The 15,156-nt window shown below is 44.8% G+C and carries 15 protein-coding genes and 1 tRNA gene; 2 read left to right on the top strand and 14 right to left on the bottom strand.

Features of this window, described 5'->3' with window-relative positions:
• Window positions 1-119 precede the first annotated feature (119 nt).
• From secG to MHI32_RS00915, 7 genes are all read right to left on the bottom strand, one after another.
• Window positions 120-353 carry a preprotein translocase subunit SecG gene (secG, locus tag MHI32_RS00945; RefSeq protein ID WP_076126868.1) on the bottom strand — a complete coding sequence of 78 codons (234 nt, stop codon included), beginning with the start codon at window positions 351-353 and terminating at the stop codon, window positions 120-122.
• A gap of 231 nt (window positions 354-584) precedes the next feature.
• Window positions 585-1,871 (bottom strand): phosphopyruvate hydratase, encoded by a 1,287-nt coding sequence (gene eno / locus MHI32_RS00940; RefSeq protein ID WP_036687130.1) that lies wholly within the window; start codon window positions 1,869-1,871, stop codon window positions 585-587.
• 73 nt (window positions 1,872-1,944) lie between these two features.
• The gene (gene gpmI, locus MHI32_RS00935; RefSeq protein WP_076305439.1) at window positions 1,945-3,489 is read right to left on the bottom strand and encodes a 2,3-bisphosphoglycerate-independent phosphoglycerate mutase; all 1,545 of its coding nucleotides are present in this window, start codon (window positions 3,487-3,489) and stop codon (window positions 1,945-1,947) included.
• Between the two features lies 1 nt (window position 3,490).
• On the bottom strand, window positions 3,491-4,243 hold the full coding sequence (gene tpiA, locus MHI32_RS00930; protein ID WP_036687124.1) for a triose-phosphate isomerase: 753 nt from the start codon (window positions 4,241-4,243) through the stop codon (window positions 3,491-3,493).
• Window positions 4,244-4,269: 26 nt separating this feature from the next.
• On the bottom strand, window positions 4,270-5,451 hold the full coding sequence (locus tag MHI32_RS00925) for a phosphoglycerate kinase (RefSeq protein ID WP_036687122.1): 1,182 nt from the start codon (window positions 5,449-5,451) through the stop codon (window positions 4,270-4,272).
• A gap of 116 nt (window positions 5,452-5,567) precedes the next feature.
• A complete protein-coding gene (gap, locus tag MHI32_RS00920; RefSeq protein ID WP_036687120.1) occupies window positions 5,568-6,578 on the bottom strand; it encodes a type I glyceraldehyde-3-phosphate dehydrogenase in 1,011 nt (336 codons plus the stop codon).
• Between the two features lie 113 nt (window positions 6,579-6,691).
• Window positions 6,692-7,744, bottom strand: coding sequence for a sugar-binding domain-containing protein (locus MHI32_RS00915; protein ID WP_076126862.1), 1,053 nt, complete (start codon window positions 7,742-7,744; stop codon window positions 6,692-6,694).
• Between the two features lie 268 nt (window positions 7,745-8,012).
• Here MHI32_RS00915 and MHI32_RS00910 point away from each other — a divergent pair.
• Both MHI32_RS00910 and clpP read left to right on the top strand, forming a co-directional pair.
• Window positions 8,013-8,087: transfer RNA gene (locus MHI32_RS00910), tRNA-Arg, on the top strand.
• A 193-nt stretch (window positions 8,088-8,280) separates the two neighbouring features.
• The gene (clpP, locus tag MHI32_RS00905; RefSeq protein WP_036687113.1) at window positions 8,281-8,877 is read left to right on the top strand and encodes an ATP-dependent Clp endopeptidase proteolytic subunit ClpP; all 597 of its coding nucleotides are present in this window, start codon (window positions 8,281-8,283) and stop codon (window positions 8,875-8,877) included.
• Window positions 8,878-8,966: 89 nt separating this feature from the next.
• Here the strand turns inward: clpP and MHI32_RS00900 are convergent, their stop codons facing one another.
• From MHI32_RS00900 to rapZ, 7 genes are all read right to left on the bottom strand, one after another.
• Complete coding sequence (locus MHI32_RS00900) at window positions 8,967-9,605, bottom strand: GDSL-type esterase/lipase family protein (RefSeq protein WP_076186860.1); 639 nt, start codon at window positions 9,603-9,605, stop codon at window positions 8,967-8,969.
• 111 nt (window positions 9,606-9,716) lie between these two features.
• Window positions 9,717-10,820 (bottom strand): DUF4163 domain-containing protein, encoded by a 1,104-nt coding sequence (locus MHI32_RS00895; protein WP_076310089.1) that lies wholly within the window; start codon window positions 10,818-10,820, stop codon window positions 9,717-9,719.
• 126 nt (window positions 10,821-10,946) lie between these two features.
• Window positions 10,947-11,702 carry an SIMPL domain-containing protein gene (locus tag MHI32_RS00890; RefSeq protein WP_076126857.1) on the bottom strand — a complete coding sequence of 252 codons (756 nt, stop codon included), beginning with the start codon at window positions 11,700-11,702 and terminating at the stop codon, window positions 10,947-10,949.
• Window positions 11,703-11,871: 169 nt separating this feature from the next.
• Window positions 11,872-12,141: an HPr family phosphocarrier protein gene (locus tag MHI32_RS00885; RefSeq protein ID WP_036687106.1), complete on the bottom strand. Its 270-nt coding sequence runs from the start codon at window positions 12,139-12,141 to the stop codon at window positions 11,872-11,874.
• A 97-nt stretch (window positions 12,142-12,238) separates the two neighbouring features.
• Window positions 12,239-13,168, bottom strand: a complete 930-nt coding sequence (whiA, locus tag MHI32_RS00880) for a DNA-binding protein WhiA (protein ID WP_340011724.1) — start codon at window positions 13,166-13,168, stop codon at window positions 12,239-12,241.
• A 45-nt stretch (window positions 13,169-13,213) separates the two neighbouring features.
• Window positions 13,214-14,161: a YvcK family protein gene (locus MHI32_RS00875; protein ID WP_169744815.1), complete on the bottom strand. Its 948-nt coding sequence runs from the start codon at window positions 14,159-14,161 to the stop codon at window positions 13,214-13,216.
• A 54-nt stretch (window positions 14,162-14,215) separates the two neighbouring features.
• Window positions 14,216-15,115, bottom strand: a complete 900-nt coding sequence (gene rapZ, locus MHI32_RS00870; protein WP_076126855.1) for an RNase adapter RapZ — start codon at window positions 15,113-15,115, stop codon at window positions 14,216-14,218.
• Window positions 15,116-15,156 lie beyond the last annotated feature (41 nt).

Below are 15,156 nucleotides of genomic sequence, written 5' to 3'. Positions count from 1 at the left end.
TTTTCTTTGCGAATATGAAAAGAAAAGCACCCTTAGGTGCTTTTTAACTCCTTTTAATATAACAAAAAAGCCTCCGCTCTATTCCATTTAGAACAGAGCGAGGGCTTACGGTAGATCTTTTAGTCGATTAGAATAGCAGCTAGAATCGCCATGATGAAGAAACCAGCAGCAAGTCCAACAGTTACACGTTGTAGTACAAGCTCCATACCACGAGCTTTTGTTTTACCAAAGAGATGCTCAGCACCGCCAGAGATGGCACCGGAAAGACCCGCGCTTTTCCCCTTTTGCAGAAGAACGACCGCAATAAGACCGACGGAAAAAATCAGGAGCACAACTTTCAAAAAGATATCCATTCACTTCCACCTCCTACGCCTAAGCATCACTATCTATGGTAATTTAGGTTATCACGATACATAAACAGTATTCTTATTTTATCATAGCGCTGTCGGTAATACAACAGCTTAGACTGTTAAGTCGTAGCTTTTCTTGCAAGATAAGGATAAACCTATTAAAGTCTATCTTCTTCAAATCATAAAAAAGACCCGCCATAACGGCGGGTCTTCGAAGTCTGCTATAAAAGCAGATTATCTTTTAAGGTTGTAGAAGGATTTCAGGCCGTTGTATTGAGCCAATTCACCCAACTCATCTTCGATGCGAAGCAATTGGTTGTATTTAGCAACACGGTCTGTACGGGAAGGAGCACCTGTTTTGATTTGACCAGCATTAGTCGCAACAGCGATATCAGCGATTGTGCTATCTTCGGATTCACCGGAACGGTGGGAGATAACTGCTGTGTAACCAGCACGTTTAGCCATTTCGATAGCATCAAAAGTTTCAGTCAATGTACCAATTTGGTTAACCTTAACCAAGATGGAGTTACCGATACCTTTTTCGATACCTGTTGCAAGACGCTCAGTGTTAGTTACGAACAAGTCGTCACCAACCAATTGGACTTTGTCGCCCAATTTTTCAGTAAGCAATTTCCAGCCATCCCAGTCGTCTTCGGACATACCGTCTTCGATTGTGATGATAGGATATTTTTCAACCCATGAAGCAAGAAGGTCAACATACTCAGCGGAAGTGTAAGATTTACCTTCGCCAGCAAGGGTGTATTTACCGTCTTTGTAGAACTCAGTGGAAGCAACGTCCATACCCAAGAATACGTCAACACCTGGTTTGTAACCAGCTTTTTCAATAGCTTCGATGATTGTAGTGATTGCTTCTTCATTCGAACCAAGGTTCGGTGCGAAACCACCTTCGTCACCTACAGCTGTGTTCAGGCCTTTGGATTGAAGTACGGATTTCAAGTTGTGGAAGATTTCAGCACCTGTGCGAAGAGCTTCTTTGAAGCTTGGAGCTCCTACAGGAAGAACCATGAACTCTTGAACGTCGATGTTGTTGTCCGCATGCTCACCACCATTGATGATGTTCATCATTGGTACTGGTAGAGTTTTAGCGTTGAATCCGCCCAGGTATACGTACAAAGGAATATCCAAAGCTGCTGCAGCTGCACGAGCTACTGCCATGGATACAGCTAGGATTGCGTTAGCGCCCAATTTACCTTTGTTAGGAGTTCCGTCCAAAGTAATCATCAATTTGTCGATGCCCACTTGGTCAAGAGCGTCCATACCGATAACTTCTGGAGCGATGATTTCATTTACGTTCTCAACAGCTTTCAGAACGCCTTTACCCATGTAACGGGATTTGTCGCCATCACGAAGTTCTACAGCTTCGTGAGCACCAGTGGAAGCGCCGGAAGGAACGATAGCGCGGCCTTTAGCACCGGATTCCAGATAAACGTCAACCTCTACAGTAGGGTTACCACGGGAGTCAAGGACTTCGCGAGCATATACATCAGAAATAATAGTCATGTAAGTTAATCTCCTTTTAACATTGTTTTGGTCTTACTTGTATAGCTTAAAATCAAAGGCGTTATACCTTACCTTACTTACGGCTAGCAATCATGGATTGTCCGGTCATTTCCGCAGGTTGCGGAAGTCCCATCAAATCTAGGATTGTTGGTGCTACGTCTGCAAGAATACCGGATTCACGCAATACAACATTCTCAGTAGTCACGATGAACGGAACAGGATTGGTTGTATGAGCTGTGAACGGGCGACCGTTCTCGTCAAATACCATATCTGCATTACCATGGTCAGCGATAATAATGGCAACGCCACCTTTGGCAACAACCGCATCCACTACTTTACCTACACACTCATCCGTCACTTCTACAGCCTTGATTGTTGGTTCCAGCATGCCGGAGTGTCCAACCATATCAGGATTGGCAAAGTTAAGAATGATAGCATCCTGTCTTTCCGCTTCGATTTCCGCTACGCAGGCTGCAGCCACTTCGTATGCGCTCATCTCAGGTTGAAGATCATAGGTTGCCACTTTAGGAGAGTTGATTAAGATCCGAGTTTCACCAGGAAGCTCCTCGTCACGTCCACCGCTAAAGAAGAAGGTTACATGCGGATATTTCTCAGTTTCCGCGATGCGCAGTTGCTTCTTGTTTTGTTGAACAAGCACTTCACCCAATGTGTTATCCAGGTTCTTCGGTGAATAGGCTACATAACCTTGTACCGTTTCGCTGAAAGTAGTTAGGCATACGAAGTGCAGGTTTTGCGGGAACAAAGGACCACGATCGAAACCGCGGAAATCTTGATTCGTGAACACTTGTGACAATTGAATAGCACGGTCAGGACGGAAGTTGAGGAATACGACGGAATCGCCGCTCTCTACTGCCGTTACAGGTTTGCCTTCACTGTTTACAATTACACTAGGTTCAACGAATTCATCAAATACCGAGTTTTCATAAGATGAAGTGATGGCTTGCACAGCATCCGTGTATTTAGGGCCTTCACCATAAACCATAGCACGGTAGGCTTTCTCTACACGTTCCCAACGTTTATCACGATCCATGGCGTAATAACGTCCGGACACCGTTGCAATTGTACCCACGCCAACCTCTTCGATTTTAGCTACTAGATCTTGGACAAACTTCTTCCCACTATCAGGAGCTACGTCACGACCGTCCATAAAAGCATGGATATACACTTCATGCATATCTTCTTTTTTAGCCAGGTCAAGCATAGCAAACAGGTGGTTAATATGGCTATGTACCCCTCCGTCGGATACAAGCGCATAAAGGTGAAGCTTTTTGCCAGTGTTCTTAGCATTTCTAACTGCGCTAACCAGGGTTTCGTTATCGAAGAACTCACCCTCGCGAATCGATTTATCGATACGAGTCAAATCCTGATAAACGATCCGGCCTGCACCAATATTCAAATGCCCTACTTCGGAGTTGCCCATTTGCCCTTCCGGAAGGCCTACAGCTTCACCGCAAGCAGTGAGTGTAGTGTTAGGATATTGTTTCAGGTAACGGTCATAGTTAGGTTTGTTGGCTTGAGCAACGGCATTACCTTCTGTCGTTCCACGCAAACCAAAACCATCCATGATGATCAAAGCTACGGGTTTTGGAGCTGACATCTTACTTCGCCCCCTCAACCAATTGAACGAAGGAATCCGGTTGTAAGCTGGCACCGCCAACAAGCGCACCATCGATGTCGCTTTGGCCCATGTACTCAGTTACATTCTCAGGCTTCACGCTGCCGCCGTATTGAATACGAACAGCTTCAGCTGTTGCTGCATCATACAGATCTTTTACAAGACTGCGGATGTAAGCAATAACTTCATTAGCATCTTGGGAAGTGGAAGATTTACCTGTGCCAATAGCCCAGATAGGTTCGTATGCAATAACAACTTTTGCTGCTTGCTCGGCACTAAGACCTTGGAATGCAGCTTCAGTTTGTACTTTACATACTGCTTTAGTTTGATCAGCTTCACGCTCTTCGAGCTTTTCGCCAACACATACGATAGGAGTAATTCCGTGACGGAATGCAGCATGCATTTTCTTATTCACGATTTCATCCGTTTCGCCAAAATAAGCACGACGCTCAGAGTGGCCAATGATAACATAGTCCACACCAAGATCACTTAGCATTACACCACTGATCTCGCCTGTGTAAGCACCGTTATCTTCAAAGTGTAGGTTTTGTGCACCAATCTTGATGTTAGTACCTTTTGCAGCTGCTACAAGTGCAGGCAGGTTAGTAAATGGAGCGCAGATTACAGTCTCAACGCCTTCTACTTCTGCTTTGCCTTTAATTTCAGCAATAAAGCTTTCTGCTTCAGGAACTGTTTTGAACATTTTCCAGTTACCTGCAATAATAGGTGTTCTCATGACTTATGTTGCCTCCTTCTTAGGTCTTACTTATCGTTCAGTGCTTCTACGCCAGGAAGCGCCTTGCCTTCCATGAACTCAAGGGATGCACCGCCACCAGTGGAGATATGATCCATTTGATCAGCCAGGTGGAATTTCTCTGCTGCTGCTGCGGAATCTCCGCCACCAATAACAGTGTAACCTTCAGTAGTTGCACAAGCTTTTGCTACTGCAAGTGTACCTTCAGCGAATTTATCGATTTCGAATACGCCCATAGGTCCATTCCAGACAACCAGCTTGGAGTTCTTGATAATATCGGCATAAAGTTCACGAGTCTTAGGTCCGATATCAAGTCCTTCCCAACCTTCTGGGATTTCATTGTAATCAACGATCTTAGTGTTAGCGTCAGCACCAAATTTATCAGCAACAACAACATCAACAGGAAGCATGAAGTTTTTACCAAGTGCTTTTGCTTTTTCGATGAATCCAAGAGCAACGTCAAGTTTGTCGTTGTCTACTAGTGATTTACCGATTTCAAAGCCTTGTGCTTTAGTGAATGTATAAGACAATCCACCGCCGATCAGGACGTTATCAGCCAAAGACAACAAGTTATCAATAACATCAATCTTGTCTTTAACTTTCGAACCACCGATGATCGCAGTGAAAGGACGTTCTGGGTTAGAAAGAGCTTTACCAAGAACGGACAATTCTTTCTCCATCAAAAGACCGGATACAGCTGGTAAGAAATGAGCGATACCTTCTGTCGATGCATGTGCACGGTGAGCCGCACCAAACGCATCATTAACAAACAAATCAGCCAATTCAGCGAATTGTTTAGCCAGTTCAGGATCGTTTTTCTCTTCACCTGGGTAGAAGCGAACATTCTCAAGTACAAGTACGTCGCCTTCGCCTAGCTCAGCGATTTTTGCTTTTACAGCTTCGCCAATTGCTTCGTCAGCTTTAGCTACGGGTTTGCCAAGGAGCTCGGACAGACGTTCAGCAGCAGTAGTCAAACGCATGGAATCTACGAATTCGCCTTTAGGACGACCCATATGACTCGCAAGAATGATCTTTGCACCGTTCTCGATCAAATATTTAATGGTTGGAAGTGTTTCGCGAATACGAGTATCATCAGTAATTTTACCGTCTTCTACAGGTACGTTGAAATCCACGCGTACAAATACGCGCTTACCCTTTACTTCTACATCACGGACGCTTTTTTTGTTCATGATTAATTCCTCCACACCCAAAATTGTTTCTAGCAGGAAACAAGAAATACATTTAGAAAGAGCGGAAACAAGGAATTTCTGTTTCCGCTCTATAGATGTTGCTTATATCAAGTCAATTACTTAGCGATTTTAGCGAATTTCTCCAAAGTACGAACCAATTGTGCAGTGTAGGACATTTCATTGTCATACCAAGCAACAGTTTTAACCAGTTGTTTGTCGCCAACAGTCAATACTTTAGTTTGTGTAGCATCGAACAGGGATCCGAAAGTCATACCTTTGATGTCGGAAGATACGATTTCATCTTCAGTGTAACCATAAGTGTCTGGATCGGAAGCTGCTTTCATTGCTGCGTTGATTTCTTCAACAGTAACGCTCTTATCAAGAACAGTTACAAGTTCAGTCAGGGAACCAGTTGCAACTGGAACACGTTGAGCTGCACCATCCAATTTACCTTTAAGTTCTGGAATAACCAGACCGATTGCTTTAGCAGCACCAGTAGTGTTAGGAATGATGTTCTCAGCTGCTGCACGAGCGCGTCTGAAGTCACCTTTAGCATGTGGAGCATCCAAAGTGTTTTGGTCGCCAGTGTAAGCATGAATTGTAGTCATCAAGCCTTCAACGATACCGAACTTGTCGTTCAGTACTTTTGCCATTGGAGCTAGGCAGTTAGTTGTGCAAGATGCGCCGGAAATAACAGTTTCAGTACCATCAAGAATGTCATCGTTAACGTTGTAAACGACAGTTTTCATGTCGCCAGTAGCTGGAGCGGAGATAACTACTTTCTTAGCTCCACCTTTCAAGTGTTTTTCAGCTGCTTCTTTAGTTGTGAAGAAACCTGTGCACTCAAGTACGATATCAACGCCTAGGTCGCCCCATGGCAATTCTTCAGGGTTGCGGTTAGCAAGAACCTTAACTTCTTTACCATTGACTTTGAAGAAGCCATCATGCACTTCAACATCACCTTGGAATTTACCTTGAGTTGTATCATATTTAAGCAAATGAGCAAGCATCTTAGCGTCAGTCAAGTCGTTGATTGCTACCACTTCGATACCTTCTACATTTTGAATACGGCGGAAAGCAAGGCGTCCAATACGTCCAAAACCGTTAATTCCAACTTTTACACTCATTGAATAGTTCCTCCTAGAATTCGTTTTATTTATTCAAAACAGACGGTGAGGTCTGTCATGACAACAATGTTAAGTATGATGCAAGAAGTATGTTATTGCCTGCAATCTAAAAACTACGAAGATAGCTGTAGTTGATTGTCAATTTCCTTGCCTATTTCTACTGCAGCAGCCTCGTCCGTGACGAGAATATTCTCCTGCCCGAAACGCAGCATGGCATGAATGGCTTTGGCCTTGGGTTTGCCTCCTGCAATACCGATGACTTTCTCTGTCCGGATAATATCTTCTAGACGTAGACCCATCGTAAGCATGGTATGGACAACCTGACCCTCTTCATTGAAATAATAGCCAAAAGATTCGGCCACTGCCCCTTCACCCTGGATTTCCGAGACTGTAGCCTCGTCCAGTTTGCGGCGGCGGGTCATTTCAATGGCATCCCCAATCCCATGTACAATAATACGCGAACTACGGATGGTTTGTACAATCTCTCCAATATTAGAGTCAAGTGCCAGCGATTGGTATGCATCCCCGCTAAGCAAATCAGGGACATGCAACAACCGGTAGTTGGCTCCAACCCGCTTTGCCATTGTTGAGGCAATCGTGTTGGCTTGAATCTCCATACTCTCTCCTAATCCTCCACGCGCCGGAACAAACCAAGCGTTCTTATAGGAAAGGGACAACGGCGGTGCCAGTTGATCAGCCATATCGGCAAGCGTCGATCCACCTGTGACGGCAACTGTATCATCTGCGCGAAGTATACTCAGCAGCGCTTTCGCACCCGCTCGGCCAAGCTCTCGTTTGGTGAACGGCGATGACTCACAATCACCCGGTACTACAATAACTTTATCCAGACCATACGTTGCTCGAATTTTCTCTTCCAGCTCATCCAGACCAAATAGGCTCTTAACAACCGGCTCTAGCAAATCAAGCAGTCTACGTCCAGCAGCGCTAATGCGCATGCCAACACTCTCGATCTCAATAAGCCCTTGCGATTTCAGAAGATCCGTCTCGGCACGCAGTACCCGCTCAGTCATATCTAGCGAAGCGGCTAGCGTTCTGCGCCCAATAATATCGGACAGCATGATCTGATGAAGAATCGTGTACCGTCTCTTAAGGGTTTCCATGAGATCAGGCAGAAGCTGCTTTTGGATATCTAATAAATTACGCATACTTTCACTCCTGCAACTTCGTCTTCCTCTATTCCCTTGTTCATGGTCTCAAAACGTCCCGGGTAAACTTTTTAAGTCCCACCCATATTCTAACCAAATATTGCTCGAAGCGCAAGTCTTCCGAGAGTAGAATTCTCAAGCGCTTGTCTTCTTATACATTAATAAGGTCAGAAAAAGATATAGCGCCCGATGCCTGTCCCTAGAGCGCTTGTCCAGTATTAATATTACATTGCAATTGTGTAAAAATTGTATTATAATCATTTTTGTTGCGCCCGTGGTCCAATGGATATGACGTAGGCCTCCGAAGCCTGAGATCCAAGTTCGATTCTTGGCGGGCGCGCCATTAATTTCATTTTTGCACATAATTTAGTAGTGCCTATACTACTACTTAACCAAAGAGCCGCTTGTCGGCTCTTTTTTTTGAATATAAGTTTGACTTTCTTTGACTTTTTGTTTGAATTTGTTTATCATGTGGGTAATACGGCAAGAGTAAAAATGAATACATTTGAAGAACCAATATCAAGGAGGTTTTCCACGTGAGTTATATTCCTATGGTAGTAGAACAGAGCAACCGCGGCGAGCGCGCTTATGACATCTATTCCCGCCTGCTGAAGGACCGCATCATTTTCCTTGGAACGGAGGTTAATGACGTGGTAGCCAATTCTATCATCGCACAAATGCTGTTCTTGGCTGCCGAAGATCCTGACAAGGACATTCACCTTTACGTGAATAGCCCAGGCGGTTCCATTACTGCAGGTATGGCTATTTTTGATACAATGCAGTACATTAAACCAGACGTTTCCACCATCTGTGTGGGTATGGCAGCTTCCATGGGAGCTTTCCTGCTAAACGCTGGCGCCAAAGGCAAACGCTTCGCACTGCCTAACAGCGAGATCATGATCCACCAGCCTTTGGGTGGTGCTCAAGGTCAAGCAACGGACATTGAAATCCGTGCCCGCCGCATCCTTAAATTGCGCGATAAGCTGAACCGTATTCTAGCAGAACGTACGGGTCAACCTCTAGAACGTATTGAGAAGGATACAGATCGCGACTACTTCATGACTGCTGCAGACGCGGCTGAATACGGTATCGTAGATAAAGTAATCGAGAAGACATTGCCTAGCGGTGTGTAAGCTATAAAGTAAAAATATAAAGAGGCTGTGCTCTATCCGTTATGGTTAGAGCACAGCCTCTTTATATTTTATAGAAGACCTAAATCCAATTAAGCCAGCCCGCCATAACCTAGCGCATCCAGCTTCTCGGCAATTACGCGATAACCCCGGCCATTCGGATGCAAATGATCAATGGATAACAGCCCTCTCTCATTTCCTGCGAACTCACTGTAAATCGAAGCAAATCCACATACTCGGCTGCTGTACTGTGCTGCGTATTGATTAAACTGCCTGACCCACTCTGTCGCACCAACCACCTGAGGATAGGGGTTATATAATCCCACAATTCTAATGATAAAAGGTCTACGCGTCCTCGCCTTCAATTGTATAAGGATATTCATAATTGCAGAGAAATTTTGTTTGCATTCCTGAAGCGATCTGCGCAGTTCTGCGGATAAGTTGCCTTGCTGTCTTGCTGCTGATTTGGCCGCGTGAATCAAATCATTACCACCGATAGACACAGTGATGATATCGGCTACTCGAACGGCCTCACGCATCATGGAATTTCCGCGCAGCCGCTGCTCCAGCTCTGAAGTAGTCATTCCGTTCACGCCTAAATTCGTAGAGGCTACAGTAGTCCGCAGTCTCCCTTCTGCCATTCTACGGTACACCGGTACAAAACCGTTACCTGGCAGAGCACCAAATCCAGTCGTCAAGGAATCGCCAATTGCAGTATATTGGTAGCCCATAGCTCTCCCCCGTTCATAAACTAGTTACTCCCTTTAGCATATGAACAAGAGACAACTCTGGTAAGGGGGAGATGTCTTGTGCCGACATTAGCGGAGACGAAGCATTTCCATTTATTTTATGCCAGCAAACGGGCTACTGCCATCCGGCAAAAGCTCTTTGAAACTAAAAGTATACTCAGGGAAGCCTGCAGCATACGCTGTGTACTCATATAATTGGAAGAACAGAACAACCTTGTCGTCCTTCAGATAGAAATATTTCTCCGTATTCAATCCGTTGAATCCTCCCAAATAACTATCCTCTGCCTTCAGCAGCTTGCTCAGCTTTGCATTCAGCTGTTTTTTGTAGTTTGGATTAGCTCCAAACAGGTCGCCCAACAGTAGACGTTTACCATCCTTAAGCGAGAAGGTGAAGGCTTCACGGTTAGTCATTCCATGGGCGCCGCCCGTATCACTATACTGATGCATCACTATGCTGATCACACCATTCTGATTGTAGGTCACTACATAACCTGAATCATAGGTGTATTTGGGCTCTGCTCCATCTCGATCGGAGATATCCTGTTCTGCACCCGCCGCGAATTTCATAACACTTTCCTTCAAAGTATTATTAATAGCTTGTTGCGCACTGGAGTTGCCCAATCCACTGATCTTCGGATAATCAAGCTGAATAAAAGCTTCTGCCCGATCTTTAGCATAAGTTTCCGTGGTTACCGTTAGCGCGTTCTGCGGTCTGTTCACCACATTCAGCCTACTGGCGGCCCGACTCCAATCTACCTTATAACCCATATAATCATTTAACAATCCTGATGGAACATAGAGGCGATTATTAATTAACTTCCCTTCATACTCTCGAATGAAATAGTTGTTCACCCACACAGAAGTACCGTAGCTGGATAACATCAACTTGGCCTTGGTCGATCCTTTTCCAATCATGTACGCATTTTCCTTCTTATCATACACAAGCGGTAATCCCAACACATCTCGCATAAAAGTTAGGGGAATCCAGGCCAGTCCTTCCTTCAAAATACCTTCCTGCAACGAATTTATCCCGTTTGCCTTTAAAACGATACGCGAATCAATAGCTTTATTCTCCGTTTTACTAGCTGCTGCATAACCCGTTTCGCTGGGCAGTAGGCCTCCAACAAACAATAAACCTGCTGACATCAGACCTATGCCCCATTTGCGCGCTGATTCTTTTGAAATAATATTCATCATCTTATTTTTCCTCTCCTTTCCAATTTATTAAACAGAATCGTAGAGAACTTACACAAAAAAAGAGGCGCCCCCCCACTATTACTAGTGGAAGACACCTCTCCTCTCTGCATTCACCTTGTTCTGATACTATTTCAATTCATACATTACGCTCAGCTGAGTTGTAACTTTAACTACTCCGGGTTGCACGGATGTGCTTGCACCAGCATCTGCTGCAGCCATATTCATTTTTAGATTCTGTTCAAAATAAACCGGAGTGATATCGCCATCATTTTGGCTGACCGTGATCACTTGACCCAAGCTGCGTTTAGCTGCCTTAGCAATAGCCCCTGCTTTAACATCTGCATTCGCCATCGCTTTTTCAATCACCTGAGCTTCAAATGCAGAAGTATCTTCCACAGAAAAACGTGCATTTCCGATATTATTCGCCCCTGCCGCAGATGCAGCGTCCAGCAATTCACCAACCTTGGTCAGATCTCTATAAGACACTAACAGCGTATGATTGGCGTTGTACCCCTTCACTTGCTGTCCTTCTTTTTCGCTGTAACTATAATTGGGTTGCACATAAAACTGCGTGCTTTGAATATCTTTATCTGCAATTTTCCAAGTATTCTTCAGTAAAGTCATAATCTTCTGAATTTTAGCGGCATTGGTCTTCTGCGCTTCTTGCGCAGTTGTGGCTGTAGTATCCACACCGATGGACAAGTATACGATATCCGGCTTGAGGGACAATTCGCCTTTACCTACTACACTAACGACATTTTTCTGCACTTCATCTGCGTAAGCCTTTGCAGGACCTTGGAAAACACCACTCATGCTGATCCCTCCAATTAACAAACTCCCTACGATCATCACTGAACCAATTTTCTTCAATAAACCTTTCATATTTGCCAGCCCCTTTCATTTCTTGTGATTTGTTATTATCCTCTAGACGAGTCATTTTGGTAAATGTTGCACGTTCTCCATCTATTTTTTGGTATTAAAAAAAGCCCCGAAGGGCTTTTGGTCATGCGATAAATAAAGTCTTCCTAGCAGAAACGATGTTGTCTTCCTATTATTGGTTCTCAAGCTCTTCTTTGCTGACCAGACTTGTCAAAGCGTTTACAGCTTGATCGGCATCCGCACCGTCCGCGCTAATGTAAATCTCCGTGCCGGAACTGATAGCGAGGCTCATAATCCCCATAATACTTTTAGCATTTACTTTTTTATCATCTTTTTCCACGAAAATCTCCGACGAAAACTTGTTAGCTTCTTGCACAAACAATGCTGCCGGTCGGGCATGAAGCCCTGTCTTCAACCGAACAACTACCGGGTGCTTTGTCATGAAACGCTTACCCCCTAATTGAGTTCTCCCCAAAAGTTTCACATTAATTTTATATTATTATATCATTATAACGTAAACCACACTAGAAAAAAAGTAATTAGCCGCCTCGAACCTTGTCCGCCAGCTCATCAATCTTACGAAGCCGATGATTTACTCCCGACTTACTGACTGTACCTTTGAGCATTTCACCAACCTCCTTGAGGTTGATATCTGGATGCGCCATTCGAATTTCTGCTACTTCACGCAGTTTATCCGGCAAATTCTCCAGTCCCACTTCTCGCTGCAACAGCTTGATATTCTCAATCTGCCGCACCGCAGCACTTATTGTTTTGTTGAGATTTGCGGTCTCGCAGTTCACGATCCGATTCACGGAATTACGCATATCGCGCATAATTCTTACATCCTCAAATTTGAACAGCGCCTGATGCGCTCCAATCAAACTTAAGAATTCAATAATCTTCTCGCCTTCTTTAATGTAAAGAATGAACCCTTTTTTACGTTCAATACAGCGTGCGTTTAGGTGGAATTCCCCAGCCAGATCCACTAATGCTTTACAATGTTCCTCATACATCGAGGAAATCTCCAAATGGTAGGAGGAGCCTTCCGGATTATTAACCGATCCGCCAGCCAGAAAGGCACCGCGCAAATAAGCACGCTTGCAGCAGTTATTCCCAACAATCTCATCATCAATACCATCGGTAAAAATAAATCCTTCCGACACAATTCTAAGATCCTTTAGGATCTCTTGTACACGGTTTGGGATTCTGACGATATAGACGTTATTTTTCTTCAAACGCATTTTTTTACGCACGAGTAGCTCAATATGGACCTGGTAATATTTCTTAAGTAAAGAATATACCCGCCTTGCAATCGCGGCGTTCTCCGTCGAAATGTCGAGAATAACCTTTTTGCTTGAAAGCTGCACAGATCCATTCATACGGATAAGCGCTGACATTTCCGCCTTCTCGCAGCAGGGTTCACTCTCCACCATCGTCAGCTCTTTTTTGGTAAGGGCCGCAAAAGACAAGGGTCTCACCTCTTTCTTGATAAGTACTTCGTTCTCATCTATAAGTTATACCCTAGGGTTTCTGTTTATCCAATCCTGCACAAGCTGATAAATGTGATGACTAAGCTTATCGGTATCATGTCTCAAATAAGTTCGGAATAAAACCAGTTTATCGGCTATAACCTTGTATCCATTGCCATCCAGCGCTTCTTTATCAAGCTGCACCGGGCGCGCGCCCTTCTCGGCGTACTTCGTCTGGACCTGTTCCGGAATCTCACCGTCATTAACAATAACATAATCGAATAAATCGATCCCGATATGATCATATACAGCTTGAAGATGGTCGCTGACGGTATAGTTATCCGTTTCACCCGGCTGAGTCATTACGTTGCAGACGAAAATTTTGATAGCATTCGAAGATACAACCGCTTCTGCCAGTTTCGGAACAAGCAGGTTGGGAAGAATGCTCGTATACAGACTGCCAGGACCCAGCAGGATCGCATCTGCATTCCGAATCGCCTCAAGCGCTTCGGGCAACGGTTCTACATCTGGCGGCTCCAAGGACACTCGTCTGATGATCCCGCCAGCTTCAGGGATTTTAGACTCCCCCGTGATAATCGTGCCGTCCGACATTTCTGCATGCAGGATTACAGCTTCACCGGCCGCAGGCAATACCCGGCCGCGAACAGCGAATAATCGACTAAGCTCCCGTACAGCCGTAACGAAATCGCCGGATATATCCGTGAGCGCAGCAAGAATCAAGTTGCCGAGACTATGACCAGCTAGTCCCTCACCCGTGTTGAAACGGTATCTCATAATCTCTGCCATGAGCGGCTCAACATCAGCCATAGCTGTCAATACGTTGCGGATGTCCCCAGGAGGAGGCATTTGCAGTTCACTGCGTAAAATACCAGAGCTTCCCCCATCATCGGCAACGGTAACAATAGCAGTAATATCTAATGGCTTCTCTTTTAAACCACGAAGCATAACAGATAACCCCGTGCCACCGCCCATAACGACGATACGTGGACGCTGTCTTTGTTCTTCAGCCACTATGACCCCTTCTCTCTAGTGCCGATCACGCTCGGAATCCCGATGACTAACGGTTACGGATTCCGTCTCGCTAACGCCCAGCATTTTACCCAAATACTCGGAAATGGCTACGGAACGGTGTTTACCTCCCGTACAGCCAATGCCAATGATAATCTGGGACTTACCTTCCTTACGATATTGCGGAATTAGAAAATGAAGCATATCGAGCAGTTTGGTCAGGAACACCTGTGTTTCAGGCCACTTCATTACATAATCGTAGACTTCACTGTCCTGGCCGGTTTTAGGCCGCAGATGGTCCACATAATGTGGGTTAGGCAAGAAGCGGACATCGAAGACAAGATCTGCATCAATAGGAATACCGTACTTAAATCCGAAGGATGTAATATTGACGGAAAGCGTACTTTTTCCTAGATGCGAAAACCGTGAAACGATCTTCTCCTTAAGCTGTACGGGCTTCATACTGCTGGTATCTAAACATAACGTAGCTGAATTTTTCAATTCTTCAAGCATCTTACGTTCTAGCTTGATACCATCAAGCGGCAGCCCCTTAGGTGCTAATGGATGATGACGTCGACTTTCCTTGTAACGCTGAACAAGTACTGAATCTGTAGCATCCAAAAACAAGATCTCACAGCCAATGGTTGACTCATCCTTGATATAGGCAAGAGACTCAGACAAAGCAGTGAAGAATTCTCGACCACGCAGGTCAATTACAAGGGCTACCTTGGCAATCTTACCCTTTGATTGTTCAATTAGCTCTGCGAACTTGGGAATCAGCACCGGTGGTAAATTATCGACACAGAAGAACCCTAGGTCTTCCAGACTCTGTACAGCAATTGTCTTCCCCGCACCTGACATTCCCGTAATAATAATCAGGGTGGCTCCAGCCGTTGGGGTATTGTCCAATTCGGTCATAAAAGCGTCCCCTCCCTAGATTTAGTATATGAATACTTCCC

This window comes from Paenibacillus sp. FSL H7-0690, assembly GCF_037980415.1.
GTDB lineage: Bacteria > Bacillota > Bacilli > Paenibacillales > Paenibacillaceae > Paenibacillus_AQ > Paenibacillus_AQ odorifer.
The sequence above is the reverse complement of the archived record's forward strand: the minus strand, read 5'-3'. Positions and strand labels throughout refer to the sequence as shown.

What these genes read in the sequence shown, in the direction of transcription:
- eno (WP_036687130.1), bottom strand. Translation starts at nt 1,871, where the DNA reads ATGACTATTATTTCTGATGTATATGCTCGCGAAGTCCTTGACTCCCGT.
- MHI32_RS00925 (WP_036687122.1), bottom strand. Translation starts at nt 5,451, where the DNA reads ATGAACAAAAAAAGCGTCCGTGATGTAGAAGTAAAGGGTAAGCGCGTA.
- gap (WP_036687120.1), bottom strand. Translation starts at nt 6,578, where the DNA reads ATGAGTGTAAAAGTTGGAATTAACGGTTTTGGACGTATTGGACGCCTT.
- MHI32_RS00895 (WP_076310089.1), bottom strand. Translation starts at nt 10,820, where the DNA reads ATGATGAATATTATTTCAAAAGAATCAGCGCGCAAATGGGGCATAGGT.
- rapZ (WP_076126855.1), bottom strand. Translation starts at nt 15,115, where the DNA reads ATGACCGAATTGGACAATACCCCAACGGCTGGAGCCACCCTGATTATT.
- MHI32_RS00915 (WP_076126862.1), bottom strand. Translation starts at nt 7,744, where the DNA reads ATGCGTAATTTATTAGATATCCAAAAGCAGCTTCTGCCTGATCTCATG.
- MHI32_RS00885 (WP_036687106.1), bottom strand. Translation starts at nt 12,141, where the DNA reads ATGACAAAGCACCCGGTAGTTGTTCGGTTGAAGACAGGGCTTCATGCC.
- gpmI (WP_076305439.1), bottom strand. Translation starts at nt 3,489, where the DNA reads ATGTCAGCTCCAAAACCCGTAGCTTTGATCATCATGGATGGTTTTGGT.
- tpiA (WP_036687124.1), bottom strand. Translation starts at nt 4,243, where the DNA reads ATGAGAACACCTATTATTGCAGGTAACTGGAAAATGTTCAAAACAGTT.
- MHI32_RS00890 (WP_076126857.1), bottom strand. Translation starts at nt 11,702, where the DNA reads ATGAAAGGTTTATTGAAGAAAATTGGTTCAGTGATGATCGTAGGGAGT.
- MHI32_RS00900 (WP_076186860.1), bottom strand. Translation starts at nt 9,605, where the DNA reads ATGGGCTACCAATATACTGCAATTGGCGATTCCTTGACGACTGGATTT.
- MHI32_RS00875 (WP_169744815.1), bottom strand. Translation starts at nt 14,161, where the DNA reads ATGGGCGGTGGCACGGGGTTATCTGTTATGCTTCGTGGTTTAAAAGAG.
- secG (WP_076126868.1), bottom strand. Translation starts at nt 353, where the DNA reads ATGGATATCTTTTTGAAAGTTGTGCTCCTGATTTTTTCCGTCGGTCTT.